The sequence below is a fragment of the Streptomyces sp. NPDC002793 genome (genome assembly GCF_040295485.1).
Taxonomy (GTDB): Bacteria; Actinomycetota; Actinomycetes; order Streptomycetales; family Streptomycetaceae; genus Streptomyces.
Genome location: NZ_JBEOVL010000010.1, coordinates 37,837 through 55,944 on the forward strand (window position 1 = coordinate 37,837; position 18,108 = coordinate 55,944).

Sequence of the window (18,108 nt, forward strand, 5' to 3'; positions counted from 1 at the left end):
CTCAGCTCTTCACGAGGAGACCACGGCTGCGCAGCACCCGCCGCTCCAGCGGACTGAAGATCAGCAGGTCGATCGCGATGCCGACGAACAGGATGAGCAGGATCGCCAGGAAGATCCCCGGCATGTCGAAGTTGTTCCGGCCGTTCTCCAGCAACTGTCCGAGCCCCAGGCCGAGATCGGGCGAGGACGCGATGATCTCGGCGGCCATGAGCGAGCGCCAGGAGAACGCCCAGCCCTGCTTGAGGCCCGCCAGGTAGCCGGGCAGCGCGGCCGGCAGGACGATGTGGATCGTCCCCCGCAGGCCGGTGGCGCCGATCGTGCGGCCCGCGCGCAGGAACAGCGGCGGCACCTGGTCGACACCGGAGACCAGACCGTTGGCGACGGACGGGACCGCGCCGAGCAGGATCACCGCGTACATCGTCTTGTCGTCGAGGCCGAGCCAGATGATGGCCGGTGCCACCCAGGCCACGGACGGCAGGGACTGCAGTCCGGACAGGATCGGCCCGATCGCCGCCCGGACCACCTTCACCCGCGCGACCAGCAGACCCAGCGGGGTGCCGATCGCGACGGCCATCACGAAGCCGAGCAGACCGCGCGACACGCTGGTCCAGATGACCTCCAGCAGGGTGCCCTGCAGCCACATGTCGGTCAGGCTGTCCCAGACCGCGAGGGGCGGCGGCAGCTTGTAGTCGTCGGTGACCTTCGCCCAGACCAGCAGCTGCCAGACGAGGACCACCAGGACCACCGCGACAACGGGCGGCAGGACCTTGTTGAGCAGGACCTCGCGGGCCGGAGTCCTGCGCACCTGTACGGCGTCGAGCGCGTCCAGACCCGCCTCCAGCCCCGCCAGGTCGTCGGCCTTCGTCTCAGTGCTGGCCATGTCGGCGGATCTCCCCACGCAGTTGTTCGGTGATCTCGACGGACAGCTCCGCCACGGCGGTGTCCTCGATGCGACGGGGCTGCTCGATGTCGACCGTCCACTCCCGGGCGATCCGGCCCGGACGCGAGGACAGCAGGATGACGCGCTGGGCGAGCCGCACCGCCTCGCGCACGTTGTGGGTGACGAAGAGGACGGAGGCGTTCGTCTCGCGCCAGATCCGGGTCAGTTCGTCGTGCAGCACATCGCGCGTGATGGCGTCGAGCGCGGCGAACGGCTCGTCCATCAGCAGGAGCCGGCTGTCCTGGGCGAGCGCGCGGGCCATCGCCACCCGCTGGCGCATCCCGCCCGAGAGTTCGTGCACCCGCTTGCCGTACGCCCCGCCGAGGCGCACGAGTTCGAGCAGCCGTTCCGCCTCCGGGCGGCGGTCCGACTTCGGTACCCCGCGCAGCCGCAGGGCCAGTTCGATGTTCTTGCCCGCGGTCAGCCACGGGAAGAGGGCGTGCTCCTGGAACATCAGGGCCGGCCGCCCGCCGGGGGTCTCGATGGAACCCGCGGACGGGCGGTCGAGTCCGGCCACCAGATTCAGCAGCGTCGACTTGCCGCACCCGGATGCTCCCAGGAGGGTGACGAACTCGCCCGGACCGACATCGAGCGTGATGTCGTCCAGGACGAGCTGCTGCCCCGTGGGTCCGGCGAAGGACTTGGAGACGTGCTGGATACGAGCGGCGTGCTCGACCGCTGCACGGTCCTCGGCCTTGGTGAGAGTGGTGGTCGCCATGGTCGTCACCTCCTGGGGATTCAGGGTTCCTGGTGCGGTCGGATGGGCTACTTGACGCCGAGACCGGCGTCGGCGACCTCGGGCTGTCCTGCGGCCTTGAGGATCTTGTTCAGCGGCTTCAGGTCGTAGATGCCGGTGAGGTCCGGCTTCTCCAGCAGACCGGCCTCGACCGCGTGGTCCGCCTGCGCCTGGAGGGTGGCGGCCAGCGGGTCGTCCGTGATCTGGATGGACTCCCACGCCGGGTCGAGGACCTCGGCGGGCAGCGCCTTGCCGCTCAACTCCTTGAGCGCGGCGTTGGCCGAGGCCTTCGCCTCGTCCGGGTTGGCGTTGATCCACTTGTTGGTGTTCACCGTGCCGCGCAGCACGGCGTCCACGACGTCCGGGTGCTCGGAGAGGAACTTCTGCGACACGATGATGTTCGTGATGACGAACTTGTCGTCCGGCCACAGCGACGACTCGTCGAGCAGGACCTTGCCGCCCTCGGCGACCAGCTTCGAAGCGGTCGGCTCCGGGACCCAGGCGCCGTCCAGGGAACCGGCCTTGAAGGCGTCAGGGGTCACCTTGTTGTCCGAACGGACCACGGACACGTCGCCCTTGCCGCTCTGGGCGTCGACCTTCCAGCCCTTCTCGGAGATCCAGTTGAGGAACGCCACGTCCTGGGTGTTGCCGAGCTGCGGGGTGGCGATCTTCTTGCCCTTGAGGTCGTCCAGGGTCTTGATCTTCTCCGGGTTCACGACGAGCTTCACGCCGCCGGAGGCCGAGCCGCCGAGGATCCGCAGGCTCTGACCCTGGGACTTGCTGTAGCCGTTGATCGAGGGGGAGGGGCCGATGAAGCCGATGTCGATCGAACCCGCGTTGAGCGCCTCGATCTCGGAGGGGCCGGCGTTGAAGGTGGAGGGCTTGACCGTGGTGCCGCCCAGCTCCTTGGCGATGAGGCCTTCCTGGATACCGACCAGGGCGGTGGCGTGGGTGAGGTTCGGGAAGTATCCGATCTTCACGGTGTCCGCCGAAAGCTTCTTCCCTCCGGCGGAGGCGTTCGACTTCTCTGAGTCGTCCTTCGCCTCGGAGCCGTAGCCGCAGGCGGTGAGCGCCACGGCGAGCAGCGGCAGGGCGGCGGCAGCGGCGAGGCTACGGCGGAGAGTCGTACGGGCGGCAGGCACGGGAGGTCGTCCTCTCGTCGGCCCGGTCTCACGTCCCCCTGGGATCAGGCGGGACGGCCGGGCGATGGGCAGGTCTTCGTACGAACGGGCGGTGCGGTTCTTGCGAGCGGGCGCGCAGGCAGTGCGCGTACGTCATCACGCACATCGCCCGACGCCGCCCTGGCCGCTGCCGAGGGCGCCGCTGCCGACCCGGCCGCCCTCCTTCGCGAAGGTCGAGAAGAAGTCGTCGAACATCAGAAGTCCCACTCCGCGTCCTCGGCGGCGGTGTCCGCGTCCGCCTCGCCGTCCTCGACGGCGGCGAACGAGGCGCCCGCCATGCCGGCCGACAGTGTCGTGCCGTCGGCAGGGTCGATCAGCAGGAACGAACCGGTGCGACGCGAGGCCGCGTAGGTGTCGAGCGCGAGCGGCTCGGCGGTACGGACGACGACCCGGCCGATGTCGTTGGCCACCAACTGCCCCGGTGCCGGGTGCTGGGAGAGGTCGTCGAGGGTGAGGCGCGACGGGATGTCCCTGACGATCGCCTTGACCGTGCGGGTGGTGTGCTTGAGCAGCACCCGCTGGCCCACGGTGAGCGGCTGGTCGGCCACATGGCAGACGGTCGCCTCGACGTCCTGTGTGACGGCGGGAGCGTCGTCCGCCGGGGCGATCAGGTCGCCGCGCGAGACGTCGATGTCGTCGGCCAGCCGGATCGTCACCGACTGAGGGGCCCAGGCGACGTCGACGCTCTCGCCGAGCGCGTCGATCCCCTCGATCGTCGTGGTGCGACCGGACGGCAGCACGGAGACGGTCTCGCCGACCCGGAAGACCCCGGCGGCGATCTGACCGGCGTACCCCCGGTAGTCGGGGTGTTCGGCGCTCTGCGGACGGATCACGTACTGCACGGGGAAGCGCGCGTGGCAGGCGGTGAGGTCATGGCTGACCGGGACCGTCTCCAGGTGCTCCAGGACCGTCGGGCCGCCGTACCAGTCCATGTGGGCGGACGGTTCCACGACGTTGTCGCCGGCCAGGGCCGAGATCGGGATGGCGGTGATCTCCGGTACGCCGAGGGAGGCGGCGTACGCGGTGAACTCCTCGGCTATCGCGGCGAAGACGGGCTCCGCGTAGTCCACCAGGTCCATCTTGTTGACGGCGAGGACGACGTGCGGGACGCGCAGAAGGGCGGCGACGGCGGCGTGGCGGCGGGTCTGTTCGACGACGCCGTTGCGGGCGTCGACGAGAACGACGGCCAGTTCGGCGGTGGAGGCGCCGGTGACCATGTTGCGGGTGTACTGCACATGGCCGGGGGTGTCGGCGAGGATGAACCGGCGGCGGGGCGTGGCGAAGTAGCGGTAGGCCACGTCGATGGTGATGCCCTGCTCGCGCTCGGCGCGCAGACCGTCGGTGAGGAGCGCTAGGTCGGGCGCCTCCTGCCCACGGTTGGTGGAGGCCAGCGCGACGGCCTCCAGCTGGTCGGTGAGGACGGACTTGGAGTCGTGCAGGAGGCGTCCGACGAGGGTCGACTTGCCGTCGTCGACGGACCCGGCCGTGGCGAACCGCAGCAGGGTGGTGGCCGAGAGCTGCTCGGTCGTGGTGATGCTCATGTCTAGAAGTACCCCTCGCGCTTGCGGTCTTCCATCGCGGCCTCGGACATCTTGTCGTCGGCGCGGGTCGCGCCCCGCTCGGTGAGGCGGGAGGCGGCGATCTCGGTGATCACGGCGTCCAGAGTGGTGGCGTCGGAGTCGACGGCGCCGGTGCAGGACATGTCGCCGACGGTGCGGTAGCGCACCTGGCGGATCTCGGTCCTCTCGTGTTCCTTGGGACCGCCCCAGTCGCCCGCGGTCAGCCACATGCCGGAACGGTTGAAGACCTCGCGCTCGTGGGCGAAGTAGATCTCGGGGAGCTCGATGCCCTCACGCTCGATGTACTGCCAGACGTCCAGCTCGGTCCAGTTGGAGATGGGGAAGACGCGGACGTGCTCGCCGGGGGCGTGGCGGCCGTTGTAGAGCTGCCACAGCTCGGGGCGCTGGCGGCGGGGGTCCCACTGGGAGAACTCGTCGCGCAGGGAGAAGACACGTTCCTTGGCGCGGGCCTTCTCCTCGTCGCGGCGTCCGCCGCCGAAGACGGCGTCGAAGCGGTGCTGCTGGATCGCCTCGGTGAGCGGGACCGTCTGGAGCGGGTTGCGGGTGCCGTCGGGGCGCTCGCGGAGCTTGCCGGCGTCGATGTACTCCTGGACGGACGCGACGTGCAGGCGCAGCCCGTGCTTCTCGACGGTGCGGTCGCGGTAGTCGAGGACCTCGGGGAAGTTGTGCCCGGTGTCCACGTGCAGCAGCGTGAAGGGGACCGGCGCGGGGGCGAACGCCTTCAGCGCGAGGTGCAGCATCAGGATCGAGTCCTTGCCACCGGAGAAGAGGATCACCGGCCGCTCGAACTCACCCGCCACCTCGCGGAAGATGTGTACCGCCTCCGACTCCAGGGAGTCCAGGTGGCTCAGCGCGTACGGGTTGACGGTGCCTTCCGGCACGGTGGCGACAGTGCTCACGCCAGGCCCCTCTCGATGAGCAGCGCGCGGAGCGCCGCTGCGGACTCCTGCACGGTCTGCTGGTGCGACTCGATGCGCAGATCCGGCGACTCGGGTGCCTCGTAGGGGTCGTCGACCCCGGTGAGACCACTGATCTCGCCCGCTGCCTGCTTGGCGTACAGCCCTTTCACATCGCGCTCGGAGCACACCTCGACCGGGGTCGCGACGTGCACCTCCAGATACGCGGTGCCCTCCTGCTGATGACGCTTGCGCACGGCGTCACGGCTGTCGGCGTACGGCGCGATGACCGGGACGAGGGCCTTCACGCCGTTGGCGGCCAGCAGTTCGGCGACGAAGCCGATCCGCTGGACGTTGGTGTGCCGGTCCTCGCGCGAGAAGCCGAGCCCCGCGGAGAGGAACTCCCGGATCTCGTCGCCGTCGAGCACCTCGACCCGGTGCCCGTCGGCGCGCAGCCGGCCCGCCAGTTCGTAGGCGATGGTGGTCTTGCCCGCGCTCGGCAGTCCGGTGAGCCAGACGGTGGCTCCCGTCTCCGTCACGCTCATCGATATCTCCTGATCAGTCGTCATCAGCCGTGCAGCCCGCATTCGGTCTTGCCACGCCCGGCCCAGCGGCCGGCCCGTGCGTCCTCGCCCTCCAGCACCCGCCGGGTGCAGGGCGCGCAGCCGACGGAGGCGTAGCCGTCCATGAGCAGCGGGTTGGTCAGTACGCCGTGTTCGGCGACGTAGGCGTCCACGTCGTCCTGGGTCCAGCGGGCGATGGGCGAGACCTTGACCTTGCGGCGCTTCTCGTCCCAGCCCACGACCGGGGTGTTCGCCCGGGTGGGGGACTCGTCGCGGCGCAGTCCGGTCGCCCAGGCGGCGTACCCGGTCAGTCCCTCCTCCAGGGGCTTGACCTTGCGCAGCGCGCAGCACAGGTCGGGGTCGCGGTCGTGCAGCTTCGGCCCGTACTCGGCGTCCTGCTCGGCCACGGACTGACGGGGCGTCAGCGTGATGAGGTTGACGTCCATCACGGCGTCCACCGCGTCCCGCGTGCCGATGGTCTCCTCGAAGTGGTAACCCGTATCCAGGAAGACGACGTCGACGCCGGGGAAGACGCGGGAGGCCAGGTGCGCGACGACCGCGTCCTCCATGGAGGAGGTGACGCAGAAGCGCTTGCCGAAGGTGTCGGCCGCCCATGTCAGGATGTCGCTCGCGGAGGCGTCCTCCAGGTCGCGCCCGGCCCGCACGGCCAGATCCCTCAGGGCCTCGTCGGTGAGCTGACCGGCTTGCAGAGTGTCCGTCATGTCCTGTCCCCTTCGACGTCGTCGCGCTGCAGCCCCTGGGTCAGCAGACCCAGGAACTTCAGCTGGAACGCGCGGTTGCAGGAAGCACATTCCCAGGCGCCGTGGCCGGCGTCGTGGGGGCGCAGGTCCTCGTCGCCGCAGTACGGGCAGTAGAACGGGGCGGCTCGCTCGCTCATGACAGCGACTCGGCACTGGCCCGGGCGGCCCAGGTCGCGAAGCGCTCGCCGTCCTCGCGCTCCTCCTGGAACCTGCCGAGCACCCGCTCGACGTAGTCCGGGAGTTCGGCCGACGTGACCTTCAGACCACGGACCTTGCGGCCGAATCCGGCCTCCAGTCCGAGCGCGCCGCCGAGGTGCACCTGGTACCCCTCGACCTGATTGCCGTCGCCGTCCAGCATGAGCTGGCCCTTGAGGCCGATGTCCGCGGTCTGGATGCGGGCGCAGGCGTTGGGGCAGCCGTTGATGTTGATGGAGAGCGGCTCCTCGAACTCCGGCATGCGGCGCTCCAGTTCGTCGATGAGCGCGGCGCCGCGCGCCTTCGTCTCGACGATCGCCAGCTTGCAGAACTCGATGCCGGTGCAGGCCATCGTGCCGCGCCGGAAGGGGGATGCCTTCACCTGGAAGTCGAGGGCCTCCAGTCCGGCGGTCAGGGACTCGATCCTGTCCTGCTCCACGTCCAGGATGATCATCTTCTGCTCGACGGTGGTGCGGACCCGGCCCGAACCGTGCGCCTCGGCCAGGTCGGCGATCTTGGCGAGGGTGGAGCCGTCGACCCGGCCCACGCGCGGGGCGAAGCCGACGTAGAAGCGGCCGTCCTGCTGTGCGTGCACACCGATGTGATCGCGCCAGCGGGAGGACGGCTGTGCGGGCGGCGGCCCGTCCAGCATCGGGCGCTTGAGGTACTCGTCCTCGAGGACCTGGCGGAACTTCTCCGGACCCCAGTCGGCCATCAGGAACTTCAGCCGGGCGCGGGTGCGCAGTCGGCGGTAGCCGTAGTCGCGGAAGATCCCCACGACACCGGCCCAGACGTCGGCGACCTCGCCCAACGGCACCCAGGCACCCAGGCGTTCGGCGAACCGCGGGTTGGTGGAGAGCCCGCCGCCGACCCACAGGTCGAAGCCGGGTCCGTGTTCGGGGTGGTCGACGCCGACGAAGGCGACGTCGTTGATCTCGTGCACCACGTCCTGGACCGGGGAGCCCGAGATCGCGGTCTTGAACTTGCGGGGCAGGTTGGAGAATTCCTTGCTGCCGATGTAGCGCTCGTGGATCTCGTCGACCGCGGACGTGCCGTCGATGATCTCGTCGGCGGCGATGCCGGCCACCGGTGAACCGATGATCACGCGGGGGCAGTCACCGCAGGCCTCGGTGGTCGAGAGTCCGACGGCCTCCAGCTTCTCCCAGATCGCCGGCACGTCCTCGATGCGGATCCAGTGCAGTTGGACGTTCTGCCGGTCGGTGATGTCGGCGGTGCCCCGCGCGTACTCCTGCGAGATCTCGCCGATGACGCGCAGCTGTGCGGTGGTCAGCTTCCCGCCGTCGATGCGCACGCGCAGCATGAAGTAGCGGTCGTCGAGCTCCTCCGGCTCCAGCACGGCGGTCTTCCCGCCGTCGATGCCGGGGCGGCGCTGGGTGTAGAGGCCCCACCAGCGCATACGCCCGCGCAGGTCGTTCGGGTCGATGGAGTCGAATCCGCGCTTGGAGTAGATCGTCTCGATGCGTGTCCGCACGTTGAGACTGTCGTCGTCCTTCTTGAACTGCTCGTTCCCGTTCAGCGGGGTGAAGTGACCCATGGCCCACTGACCTTCACCACGGTGACGTCCGGCCTTGCGGCGAGGCGTGGCGGTAGCAGGCTTCTCGGGGCTGGCGGCCATGGCGATACGTCCTTCGGGACTGCAGGAGGGCGGCTCTGAACTGCACACTCGCGCGAGGCGCGGCGGTGCGCAGGGGGGTGGAGCGGAACTTCGGGAATTCGCGGTGCTGGGAGACTCTCAGCGGACCGGACAGATGGCGCTGGACATGCGGCCGAGGTCGACGTGTCGCCGACTCACCAAGGCAATTCCAGTTCCGGACATGACGGAAGCGTGTCACGCGCCTCTCGGGCCAGTCCACCACGATCCATCATGTGGACGAGATGGTCCCGAAGTGTGAGATGTGTGGTCCCGGTCACGCTCCACCCGCCGACAGGGCGTCGCGGACGGCGGTTGATCAGGCGTGCGCACCGGGCCACGGGCCGGGCTGATCGACGAGGGGCTCCCGCTCGATCTCCGTGTCGTACAGCCGGAACCCCCGTCGCAGGTAGTTGTCCATCGCGTGCGGGCCGTCGTCGGAGCACGTGTGCACCCACACCCGCTCGGTGGGGGCCACCTCCGGATGACGCCCGGCGAGGTCCCAGGCGCGTGCCACGCCGTACGACAGCAGGTGGCCGCCGATCCGGCGGCCCCGGAAGGCGGGGATCAGGCCGAAGTAGACGATCTCGACCGCCCCGCCCTCCTGCGGGTCGAGCTCGATGAATCCCGCCGGGGTCCCGTTCTCGTACGCCACCCACGTCTCGAAGCCCGGCCGCTCCAGGAACTCCCGCCACTGCGCGTACGTGTGGCCCAGCCGGTCGGTCCACCGGACGTCCCCGCCCACCGCCGTGTACAGGAAGCGGCTGAACTCCGGGAGTGCCGTCTCCGACCGTACGACCGTGACCCTGCCCTCGGGCGCGGCGGCGGGGTTCAGGTCGGCGGGTGACGTCTGCTCCAGATACCAGACGGTCACCTCGGCGAGGGGGACGTCGGAGGGGTCGGAGGCGGGATGCGTGGCGTTGCTCATGGCGGTCAGAAAACCACGGGGCGGGCCCGCCGCCCAAAAGCGCTCAGGCCGCCCCCGCCCCCGTACGCGCCCTGAGCACCACCGGAGCAGTCGAGCGGGGCAGCAGATCGCCGGGCACGTCCGGGAGGACCACCTCCACCTCGACGCCCTCGCCGAAGCGGTACGGCCGGTGCGCCAGCACCTCCGCCAGATGGCGGCGCATCCGGGATATCTCGGCCCGCACGGTCACCGTCCTGGTCGCGTCGCCGAAGACGTCCCCGGCCAGCTCCGCCGCCGTACGCCCCTCCCGGTGCAGGGCCAGCGCGTACAGCAGCTCCGCGTGGCGGGGGGAGAGCCGGCGCGTCCACCTGCCCACCACACCCGTCACATGGACCGCGAGTCCTCGCTCCCGGCTCAGGTCCAGCACCACCCGGCGCGGCGCACGGTCGTGCGAACCCTCCGCGACCTGCACCAGCCAGCCGCCGGGCAGCGGCTCCACCCGGCACATCCCGAGCGGGGCCAGCCACACCGTGCCCGGCTCCAGAGACTTCGGCAGCGGCAGCCGGTCCACGGGCGGCATCCCGCTGACGGCGGCCAGCCAGCCGTGGGTGTCCACCACCAGGGCGCGGCCGCCGAGCCGGCACAGCAGCGGGGCGGCCACCGAGCGCAGCCGCTCGATCGCCACCAGGTGCCGGGCGCGCAGCTCGCTCTTTGCCAGCGCCGCCACCGAACCGACCAGCGCCAGCGTCGCAGGGTGGAAGGTGCGCGCGGGCCCGCTGATGTCGACGACGCCCAGCAGCCGGCCGTCCCGGGGGTCGCGCACCGGGGCAGCCGCACAGGTCCAGCCGTGCAGGGCGCGGATGAAGTGCTCGGCGGAGTGGACCTGGACGGGGGCGCGCACGGCCAGCGCGGTCCCGATGGCGTTCGTGCCCGTCGCCGACTCCGACCAGGCGGCACCCTCCTCCAGGCAGATGTCCTCGGCCCGGCGCATCACCGCCGTGTGGCCCTGGCGCCACAGGACCCGGCCCTCGGCGTCGGAGACGACCATGATCTGCCGGGCCGCGTCCGCCGTGGTCGCCAGCCCGTCCCGGAGCAGGGGCATGATCTCACCCAGCGCCGTGGACCTGCGCCGGTGCTCGATCTCGTCCGTCTCCAGCAGCCTGCTCCCCGGGGACTGTTCGGGATCGACACCGCTGCGCAGCACGCGGTCCCAGGACGCGTCGATCTCCGCGCGCGGGACCGTCCCGGTACGCTCGCCCGCCAGCCGGGCCTCCCGCGCGCGGTGCACCCGGCCCTCGGCCACCGCGGGGTACGAGGAACTTCCCGGCCGCGCCCGGGCGGCGGTGCCTGATTCCATGACGGGTCCCCCCAACAGAGCGTGGCCCGGTCCGGCACAGAGGATCCCGGCCCGAGGACCCATCCTGCCGTGCAGGCGTTCCGCCGGCCCGCGCTCCACGCAATGGTTGCAACCTCGTGCAACTCTGTCGACGGGCCGCGGACCGTACGAGAGTGGCGGTAACACCGCGCGGGGAGTCCCCGACCCGCCGGGCGGTGGTGCAGAAGCGCAGGAGGGTGGTGCCGTGTCGGCGCAGCACCACCCTCCGTCGTTCGTACCCCCTCAGCTCTCCCGGGCCCTCGCCCGCTCCACGACCGCGGCCAGATCCAGGCTGTGCGGCAGCGTGCCGAAGGCCGAACCCCAGTCACCGCCCAGCCGCGAGGCGCAGAACGCGTCCGCGACCTCCGGCGGCGCCCAGCGCAGCAGCAGTGAACCCTGCAGCACCAGGGCCATCCGCTCCACCAGCCGCCTGGCACGCGCCTCCACGGCGTCCAGGTCCGCCAGCTCCGTCAGCAGGTCCTTGACCGCCGCGTCGAACCGGTGGTCGGCGCCGCGCGCCTTCCCGACCTCGGTGAGGAAGGCGTCGAGCGCCCGCGGCTCACGCCGCAGCGCCCTCAGCACATCGAGCGCCTGTACGTTGCCCGAGCCCTCCCAGATCGAGTTGAGCGGGGCCTCGCGGAGCAGCCGGGGCATCCCGGACTCCTCGACGTAACCGTTGCCGCCCAGGCACTCCAGGGCCTCCCCGACCACCGCGGCGCAGCGCTTCGTCACCCAGTACTTGGCGGTCGGCACCGCGATCCGCAGGAATGCCCGCTCCGCCTCCGTGTCCGCGTCGTACGCGGCCGCCAGCCGCAGCCCGAGTGTCGTCGCCGCCTCCGACTCCAGGGCCAGATCGGCCAGTACGTTGCGCATCAGCGGCTTCTCGACCAGCAGCCCGCCGAACGCGCTGCGGTGTGCGCTGTGGTGGATCGCCTGGGCCACCGCCTGACGCATCAGTGCTGCCGAGCCGAGCACACAGTCCAGCCGGGTCGCCGCCACCATCTCGATGATGGTGCGCACCCCGCGCCCCTCCTCGCCGACCAGGCGGGCCCACGTCCCGTCGAACTCGACCTCGGCGGAGGCGTTGGACCTGTTGCCCAGCTTGTCCTTGAGACGCTGGATCGCGAACGCGTTGCGCGCGCCGTCCGGCAGGACCCGCGGCAGGAGGAAGCAGCTCAGCCCGCCCGGCGCCTGTGCCAGGACCAGGAAGCCGTCGGACATCGGCGCGGAACAGAACCACTTGTGGCCGGTGAGGAGGTACTCCCCTTCTCCGGCCAGCGGCTCGGCCCGGGTGGTGTTGGACCGTACGTCGGTGCCGCCCTGCTTCTCCGTCATGCCCATCCCGAGGAGCACACCGGCCTTCCGCGTGGCGGGCCGCAGCCCCTCCTCGTACACATGGGACGTCAGCAGCGGCTCCCACTCCGCGGCCAACGCCGGATCCGTCCGCAGCGCCGGGACCGCCGCGTGCGTCATCGACAGCGGACAGCCGTGGCCCGCTTCCGCCTGCGTCCAGACCAGGAACCCGGCCGCGCGCCGCACATGGCCGCCCTCTCTGCTCCAGGCGTCCGTCAGCCCGGCGGTCACCGCGTGTCCCAGCAGCCGGTGCCAGGCCGGGTGGAAGTCCACCTCGTCGATGCGGTGACCGTAGCGGTCGTGGGTGCGCAGCTCCGGGGGATTCTCGTTCGCCTGGGCACCCCACTCCTGGGCCTGGAGGGAGCCGGCGGACAGGCCCAGCGCGCTGAGTTCCTCCCGTACCTCGTCCCGGATTCCGGGCGCGAGATGTCTCTCGACGGCCTCCGTCAGGGCCCGGTCACCGGCGAAGACGTCATAGCCGACCAGCGGCGGAACCTGGTTGGTCACTGTGTGGGTGCTAGGTGCCATGCCGATACGGTAAGGAGGTGCAGGCAGCAAAAGAAACACCCGAGCGGCCACCGGGCCGGCTCCACCGGGCTCGCGTTCTCTACCGCAACGTGTCGAAGCGGCAGATGGCATGGCAGTTGCTCAAGGACACGGTCAACTCGTGCATCGAGTACCGCATCCTCGGCCTCGCGGCCGAGGCGGCGTTCTTCACCCTGCTGTCCCTGCCACCGCTGCTTCTCGGCCTGATCGGATTGCTCGGTTACGTCGACGACTGGACGGCCACCACCACGGTCGCCTCCATCGAACGCAACATCCTCGGCGCGGTGCAGACGGTGCTGTCCGAGCGGGGCGTCAACGACATCGCCAAACCGCTCATAGCCGACGTCACCACCGGTGCGCGTCCCGATGTCATCTCCCTCGGTTTCGCCATCGCCCTCTGGTCGGGCTCACGCGCGGTGAACGTCTTCATCGACACCATCACCGTGATGTACGGCCTCGACGGCCACCGGGGCATCGTCAAGACCCGGCTGCTCGCCTTCCTGCTGTACGTCATCGCCCTGCTGCTGGGGGCCGTGGTGCTGCCCCTGCTGGTGGTGGGTCCCGACCGGGTGGTGGAGTTCGTCCCGTGGGGCACCGAGGTGCTGGCCGTCCTCTACTGGCCGTTGGTCATCGTGCTCTCCATCGCCTTCCTGACGACGCTCTACCACGTGTCCGTTCCCGTCCGCTCACCGTGGATAGAGGACGTACCCGGGGCACTCGTGGCCCTCGCGATGTGGGTGCTGGGCAGCTTCCTGCTGCGGATCTACCTCACCAGCACGGTCGAAGGACCCACCATCTACGGCTCGTTGGCCGCGCCCATCGCCGTCCTGCTCTGGATAGGCATCTCGGCCTTCGCCGTGCTCGTCGGTGCCGCGGTGAACGCGGCGATCGACCACGTCTGGCCCTCGCTGGCCACCGCGGCGGCCCGCGAGGCCAGCGACCGGCTCAAGGCGGCGCAGGCCGCGGAGCTCGTGGCCCGTGCCCAGGCCGCCCACTGGGACGCGTACGCCGACGACGACGAGGACGTGTCCATGCCCTCCGAATTCCCCGAGCGCTGGTCGCGCTTCCTGCCCCCGGACGACGTGGTGTCCCGACTGCACGGGAACCGGGACAAGGACGCCCCCTGAACCCCGTCCCGGCCGGCCCGGTGACCATGGGCGCACGGTACGAGGAGCGGGCGTCGCGCTTCGGCGGCGCGGCCCTGTGGACATGGAGCGGGCCGCGTGAGCCCGGCCGGCCGGTTCTGCCCGACGGCTGCATGGACCTGCTCTGGGTGGGCGGCCGACTGCTGGTGGCCGGCCCCGACACCCGGGCCTTCGCCCCCACCGCCGCGCTCTCCGGCAGCTGCGCCGGCATCCGGTTCGCCCCCGGCACCGCCCCCGCGCTGCTGGGCGTCCCCGCGCACGAGCTGCGCGACCGGCGGATCGCGCTCGATGCGATCTGGCCGGGCCGGGAGGTCCGGGGCCTCACCGAGCGGATCGGAGCCGCCGACGACCCCACCGCCGCGCTGGAGGGCATCGCCCTGCGCAGGGCGGCAGGAGCCGAACCCGCGGACCCGCTCACCGCGGCCGTCGTCGCACGGCTGCGCCAGGGACACTCCGTCGCCGCGACCGCGCACGCCGTCGGGCTCGGAGCCCGCCAGCTGCACCGCCGCTCGCTGGCCGCCTTCGGGTACGGCCCCAAAACACTGGCCAGGGTCCTGCGACTGCAGCGCGCCCTGGCCCTCGTACGCGCGGGCACGCCCTACGCCGAGGCCGCGCACGCGGCGGGCTGTACCGACCAGGCCCATCTGGCCCGGGAGATGCGGGACCTGGCCGGCACGACGCTCGGCCGCTACTTCGCCGTGACGGACCCCGGCGGGTCGGCGGCGAACAGCGAGACCGCGCACCCGTCCGGGTCCAGGACGACCGCGTAACGCTGCCCCCAGACGGCGTCCCAGGGCTCGAGGTGGCCCCGGTGGCCGGCACCGGTCAGATCGGCGTACACCGCGTCGACCTCCGCCGGGCTGTCGCAGAGGAAGGCCAGCCCGAGGCGCTCTCCGCCGCCGGACCCCTTCCAGCCGGGGTCGAAGGAGCGGACGACGTCCTCGGTGTCCCACAGCAGGCGCTGCCCGCCGGGCAGGGCCACTTCGACATGCGGCGCCGATTCGGCGCCTTCGGGGATGTCGAGCCCGAGCCTGCGGTAGAAGGCCAGAGACGCACCCAGGTCGGCGGTGGTGACGGAGATCGCGTCGAGTCGTGGAGTCATGACACGACCGTATGCCGGGGCCGTGGACGGGTCTTGTACGGAACGGTCATGGCCGCCGCTACGCGCAGTCGGCCGGCGAGGTGCCCGGGTCCGTCAGCGGCAGTCCCAGCTGAGCGCGTTCGCTGAGCCAGCGGGTCGGCCGATGGCGCGGGTCGCCCGTCGTGGCGTGCAGCGACCGCTGCAGCTCCAGCATCCGCGCGGCGCCGATCCGGTCGCCCCAGGCCAGTGGACCCGTCGGGTATCCGAGGCCCGTCGTCACGGCGAGGTCGATGTCCGCCGGTGTGGCGAGGGCGCGCTCCGCGATCGACGTGGCGACGGACACCACCGAGGCGAGCAGCCGCTGCGCGACCGAACCCGCGGTGTCCCGCACCACCGACACGGCGTACGGCTCCCCGCCGTCCGCGGCGCGGGCCAGGACCGCGCGGGCGTCCCGCGCGGCGCCCGGGTCGGCGGCGGGCGTCACCGCGAGGACCCGTCGGCGGCCCGCCGGGGGCAGCGGGTCGATGCCGAAGGTGCGCGCGGCGGGCAGCCCCAGTGAGGCCACCGCCGCCGCGACGGTGGTGCCCCAGGTGGGGACGAGGACCAGGGCGGCACCGGTGGGCGCAGGGCCGGACTCGACCGTGGCTCCCGCGTCGGCCAGCATCGTCCGCAGCCCCGCCGAGTCCTCCGCGTACTCGCCCCCCGCGACGAACACCGCCCGGTCCGCGTCCCCCGTCACCGGGGGTTCCGCCACCGGCGCGGGTGCCCCGTCGCCGTACGCGAACCAGCCGCGCCCCGTCTTGCGGCCGTGCAGGCCCGCGGTCACCCGGTTCGGGGTGAGGTAGGAGGGGCGGAGCCGGTCCTCGTGGCGGAAGCCCACCCAGATCGAGTCGATCACGGCGGCCGTGACGTCCAGCCCGGTGAGGTCCATCAGTTCGAACGGCCCCATGCGCAGTCCCAGGGCGTCCCGGGCGATCCGGTCGATCCCGGCCGGATCGGCCACGGACTCCTCCAGCAGCGCCAGGGCTTCCGTCACCAGCCCCCGTCCGGCGTGGTTGACCAGGAAACCGGGGGTGTCGGCGACGGTGACCGCGCGGTGTCCGCAGCTCTCGACCAGCGCGGTGAGGGCCGGTGGGATCTCCGGACGGGTGGCGGCGCCCGGCACGACCTCGACGATCTTCATCAGCGGCACGGGGTTGAAGAAGTGCAGCCCCGCCATCCGCCCCGGATCCCGCAGCGAGGCGGCGATCCGGGTCACCGACAGGGAGGAGGTGTTGGTCGCGAAGACCGCCGACTCCGGCAGCGCCCGCTCCAGCTTCCCGAAGACCTCGGCCTTGGTGTCCAGGTCCTCCCGCACGGCCTCGATGACCAGCTCGACCTCCGGGCCCCGGGCCCACGGGTCGTCCAGCGGGATCAGCCGCTCCAGGGCCGCGGCCATGTCCTCGGCGGACATCCGGCCCTTCCCTGCCGCGCGTTCCAGCATGGAGCGTACGAAGTCCACGGCCGCCGTCACCGCCTCGGTACGGACGTCGCAGAGCTCGACGGTGTGTCCGGCGGACGCCGCCCACTGGGCGATGCCGCGGCCCATGGCTCCGGCTCCGACGATCCTGATGCGCATGGCGGTGGCGTCCTCTCGGGAGGTGGCTGGGTGTCAGCGAGGGTAGACGCGGCCGGGGCCGGCATCCTCGCTCGGGGTCGGAACACCGCCACGACACGGCGCGGCCAGGTGGTCGGCCTGCGCGTCGGGGTCCGTCAGCCGGTTCAGCCTGGCCGGTACGTCGAAGCCGACCAGCAGCACCACGATCGCCGTACCCGCGAAGGTCAGCACGGCGAGGGCCCGGCCCAGGTCCATCCCGGACGCCAGATGCGCCCCGAGCACCGGGGCCACGGCCCCGCCGAGTGCACCCACGTTGTAGGTGAAGCCCAGCGCGGCCCCACGGCTCGCGGTCGGGAAGTGGCCGCCGATGTACCGGGGCAGCAGTCCGGAGATGCCGAAGCTGGTGGCCTGCAGCAGGAACAGCAGACAGCCGAGCACCAGCAGGTCGTCCTTCACCGCGAAGACCGGGTAGACGAACGCCAGCGAGGCCACCAGCGTCAGCGCGTACGCCTTCTTCGCCCCGATCCGGTCGCCGAGGAAGCCGGCCGCCCAGCAGCCCACCATGGTGCCGAAGCCCGCGAAGTACAGGACGTCGGTGACCTGTTCGGCGCTGTAGCCCAGATCGGTCTTCAGATAGGTGGGCAGCAGCGCCTGGATCGGCCAGGAGTACAGGAACGCGAAGAACAGCGTCACGATCATCGAGACGTACAGCAGCCAGCCGCGCTTCCCGCCGAGCTGTACCGCGAACGCGACGAGTGCGAGCCCGGCGACCACCGACAGGACCGGCACCAGCCCCTCGCCGCCCGGGGTGAAGACCAGGAAGAGCGCCAGGGTGGCGGCCACGATCAGGACGGTGTTGGCCACGGCCAGCCGCGGGGTCCGGAACAGGGGCCTGAAGGGGTTGGGCTTCGCGCCCCGGTCCGCGACGTCCGACGCCCACTCCTCGGCCTCCGGCAGGGCGCGCCGCATCCACAGCGCGACCACGATCGGTACGAGGCCCAGGTAGAACATCCACCGCCAGCCGAGCGAGGGAACCACCCAGGTGTAGACCTGCGCCGCGAGGACCGAGCCGACGGAGAAGCCGGAGATCAGGAAGCCGCTGGCCCGGCCGCGCAGGCGGGCCGGCCAGCTCTCCATGACGTACGTGGCGCTGGCGCTGTACTCCCCGGCCATGCCCATGCCGATGGCCAGCCGGGCGGCGAAGAGGCTGTGGTAGTTCCAGGCGAACCCGCAGGCGAAGGTGCCCAGGGAGTAGAGCAGGATGCTCAGCACCATGGAGAGCTTGCGGCCGTACCGGTCGCCGATGGCGCCCAGTACCGCGCCGCCCAGCCACCGGGTGATGAAGGCGCCGGAGATCAGGCTGGCGGCCTGGACCGTGCTCAGTCCGAACTCGTCACTGATCTCGGTGAGGACGAGCGTGATGAGGACGAAGTCGAAGCCGTCGAGGACGTAGCCGATCCACGCGGCGAAGAAGGACTTCCACTGGGTGCCGCTCACCTCGCGGTACCAGGGGAGCGTGGGGGAGGTTTTCTGCACGGTGCGCTCCATGGTGCGGCGGGACGGCCCGTCCGGTCGCCCGGGCGGCCCTCCCGCGTGGTGAG

18 protein-coding genes are annotated in these 18,108 nt (G+C 71.3%); 2 read left to right on the forward strand and 16 right to left on the reverse strand.

The genetic code is table 11. The annotated features are described in order from the left end of the window. Window position 1: 1 nt before the first annotated feature. From ABT001_RS11990 to ABT001_RS12050, 13 genes are all read right to left on the reverse strand, one after another. The gene (locus ABT001_RS11990; protein WP_351275682.1) at window positions 2–880 is read right to left on the reverse strand and encodes an ABC transporter permease; all 879 of its coding nucleotides are present in this window, start codon (window positions 878–880) and stop codon (window positions 2–4) included. Next, window positions 867–1,658 (reverse strand): ABC transporter ATP-binding protein, encoded by a 792-nt coding sequence (locus tag ABT001_RS11995; protein WP_351275684.1) that lies wholly within the window; start codon window positions 1,656–1,658, stop codon window positions 867–869. The genes ABT001_RS11990 and ABT001_RS11995 overlap by 14 nt, the downstream gene beginning before the upstream one ends. A 47-nt stretch (window positions 1,659–1,705) precedes the next feature. Beyond that, window positions 1,706–2,818, reverse strand: coding sequence for an aliphatic sulfonate ABC transporter substrate-binding protein (locus ABT001_RS12000; RefSeq protein ID WP_351275686.1), 1,113 nt, complete (start codon window positions 2,816–2,818; stop codon window positions 1,706–1,708). A gap of 233 nt (window positions 2,819–3,051) precedes the next feature. Further along, window positions 3,052–4,398: a sulfate adenylyltransferase subunit 1 gene (locus tag ABT001_RS12005; protein WP_351275688.1), complete on the reverse strand. Its 1,347-nt coding sequence runs from the start codon at window positions 4,396–4,398 to the stop codon at window positions 3,052–3,054. 2 nt (window positions 4,399–4,400) lie between these two features. Further along, complete coding sequence (cysD, locus tag ABT001_RS12010; protein WP_351275690.1) at window positions 4,401–5,336, reverse strand: sulfate adenylyltransferase subunit CysD; 936 nt, start codon at window positions 5,334–5,336, stop codon at window positions 4,401–4,403. Further along, window positions 5,333–5,902 carry an adenylyl-sulfate kinase gene (cysC, locus tag ABT001_RS12015; protein ID WP_351275692.1) on the reverse strand — a complete coding sequence of 190 codons (570 nt, stop codon included), beginning with the start codon at window positions 5,900–5,902 and terminating at the stop codon, window positions 5,333–5,335. The genes cysD and cysC overlap by 4 nt, the downstream gene beginning before the upstream one ends. After that, window positions 5,902–6,618, reverse strand: coding sequence for a phosphoadenylyl-sulfate reductase (locus ABT001_RS12020; RefSeq protein WP_351275694.1), 717 nt, complete (start codon window positions 6,616–6,618; stop codon window positions 5,902–5,904). Before ABT001_RS12020 ends, cysC begins: the two co-directional genes overlap by 1 nt. Beyond that, window positions 6,615–6,794, reverse strand: a complete 180-nt coding sequence (locus ABT001_RS12025) for a hypothetical protein (protein ID WP_351275696.1) — start codon at window positions 6,792–6,794, stop codon at window positions 6,615–6,617. Before ABT001_RS12025 ends, ABT001_RS12020 begins: the two co-directional genes overlap by 4 nt. Next, entirely contained in the window at window positions 6,791–8,488 is a 1,698-nt protein-coding gene (locus tag ABT001_RS12030; RefSeq protein ID WP_351275698.1) for a nitrite/sulfite reductase, read from the reverse strand. Before ABT001_RS12030 ends, ABT001_RS12025 begins: the two co-directional genes overlap by 4 nt. 117 nt (window positions 8,489–8,605) lie before the next feature. After that, window positions 8,606–8,689, reverse strand: a complete 84-nt coding sequence (locus ABT001_RS12035) for a putative leader peptide (RefSeq protein WP_349817346.1) — start codon at window positions 8,687–8,689, stop codon at window positions 8,606–8,608. A gap of 133 nt (window positions 8,690–8,822) precedes the next feature. After that, a complete protein-coding gene (locus ABT001_RS12040; protein WP_351275700.1) occupies window positions 8,823–9,431 on the reverse strand; it encodes a GNAT family N-acetyltransferase in 609 nt (202 codons plus the stop codon). Between the two features lie 43 nt (window positions 9,432–9,474). Continuing rightward, the gene (locus ABT001_RS12045; RefSeq protein ID WP_351275702.1) at window positions 9,475–10,767 is read right to left on the reverse strand and encodes a GAF domain-containing protein; all 1,293 of its coding nucleotides are present in this window, start codon (window positions 10,765–10,767) and stop codon (window positions 9,475–9,477) included. 261 nt (window positions 10,768–11,028) lie between these two features. Further along, a complete protein-coding gene (locus ABT001_RS12050; protein ID WP_351275704.1) occupies window positions 11,029–12,666 on the reverse strand; it encodes an acyl-CoA dehydrogenase family protein in 1,638 nt (545 codons plus the stop codon). A 17-nt stretch (window positions 12,667–12,683) separates the two neighbouring features. Between ABT001_RS12050 and ABT001_RS12055 the strand changes: the two genes are divergently transcribed. Together ABT001_RS12055 and ABT001_RS12060 are read left to right on the forward strand one after the other, a co-directional pair. Continuing rightward, window positions 12,684–13,811, forward strand: a complete 1,128-nt coding sequence (locus ABT001_RS12055; protein ID WP_351275706.1) for a YihY/virulence factor BrkB family protein — start codon at window positions 12,684–12,686, stop codon at window positions 13,809–13,811. Between the two features lie 26 nt (window positions 13,812–13,837). Next, window positions 13,838–14,599 carry a DUF6597 domain-containing transcriptional factor gene (locus ABT001_RS12060; protein WP_351275708.1) on the forward strand — a complete coding sequence of 254 codons (762 nt, stop codon included), beginning with the start codon at window positions 13,838–13,840 and terminating at the stop codon, window positions 14,597–14,599. Here ABT001_RS12060 and ABT001_RS12065 read toward each other — a convergent pair. The 3 genes from ABT001_RS12065 to ABT001_RS12075 are packed head-to-tail and all read right to left on the reverse strand — an operon-like array spanning window position 14,518 to window position 18,055. Then, complete coding sequence (locus ABT001_RS12065; RefSeq protein ID WP_351275709.1) at window positions 14,518–14,931, reverse strand: VOC family protein; 414 nt, start codon at window positions 14,929–14,931, stop codon at window positions 14,518–14,520. The two genes, ABT001_RS12060 and ABT001_RS12065, sit on opposite strands and share 82 nt — an antisense overlap. Before the next feature lie 58 nt (window positions 14,932–14,989). Then, on the reverse strand, window positions 14,990–16,528 hold the full coding sequence (locus ABT001_RS12070) for a 3-hydroxyacyl-CoA dehydrogenase (protein WP_351275711.1): 1,539 nt from the start codon (window positions 16,526–16,528) through the stop codon (window positions 14,990–14,992). Window positions 16,529–16,561: 33 nt separating this feature from the next. After that, a complete protein-coding gene (locus ABT001_RS12075; RefSeq protein WP_351275713.1) occupies window positions 16,562–18,055 on the reverse strand; it encodes a sialate:H+ symport family MFS transporter in 1,494 nt (497 codons plus the stop codon). Between the last annotated feature and the right edge of the window lie 53 nt (window positions 18,056–18,108).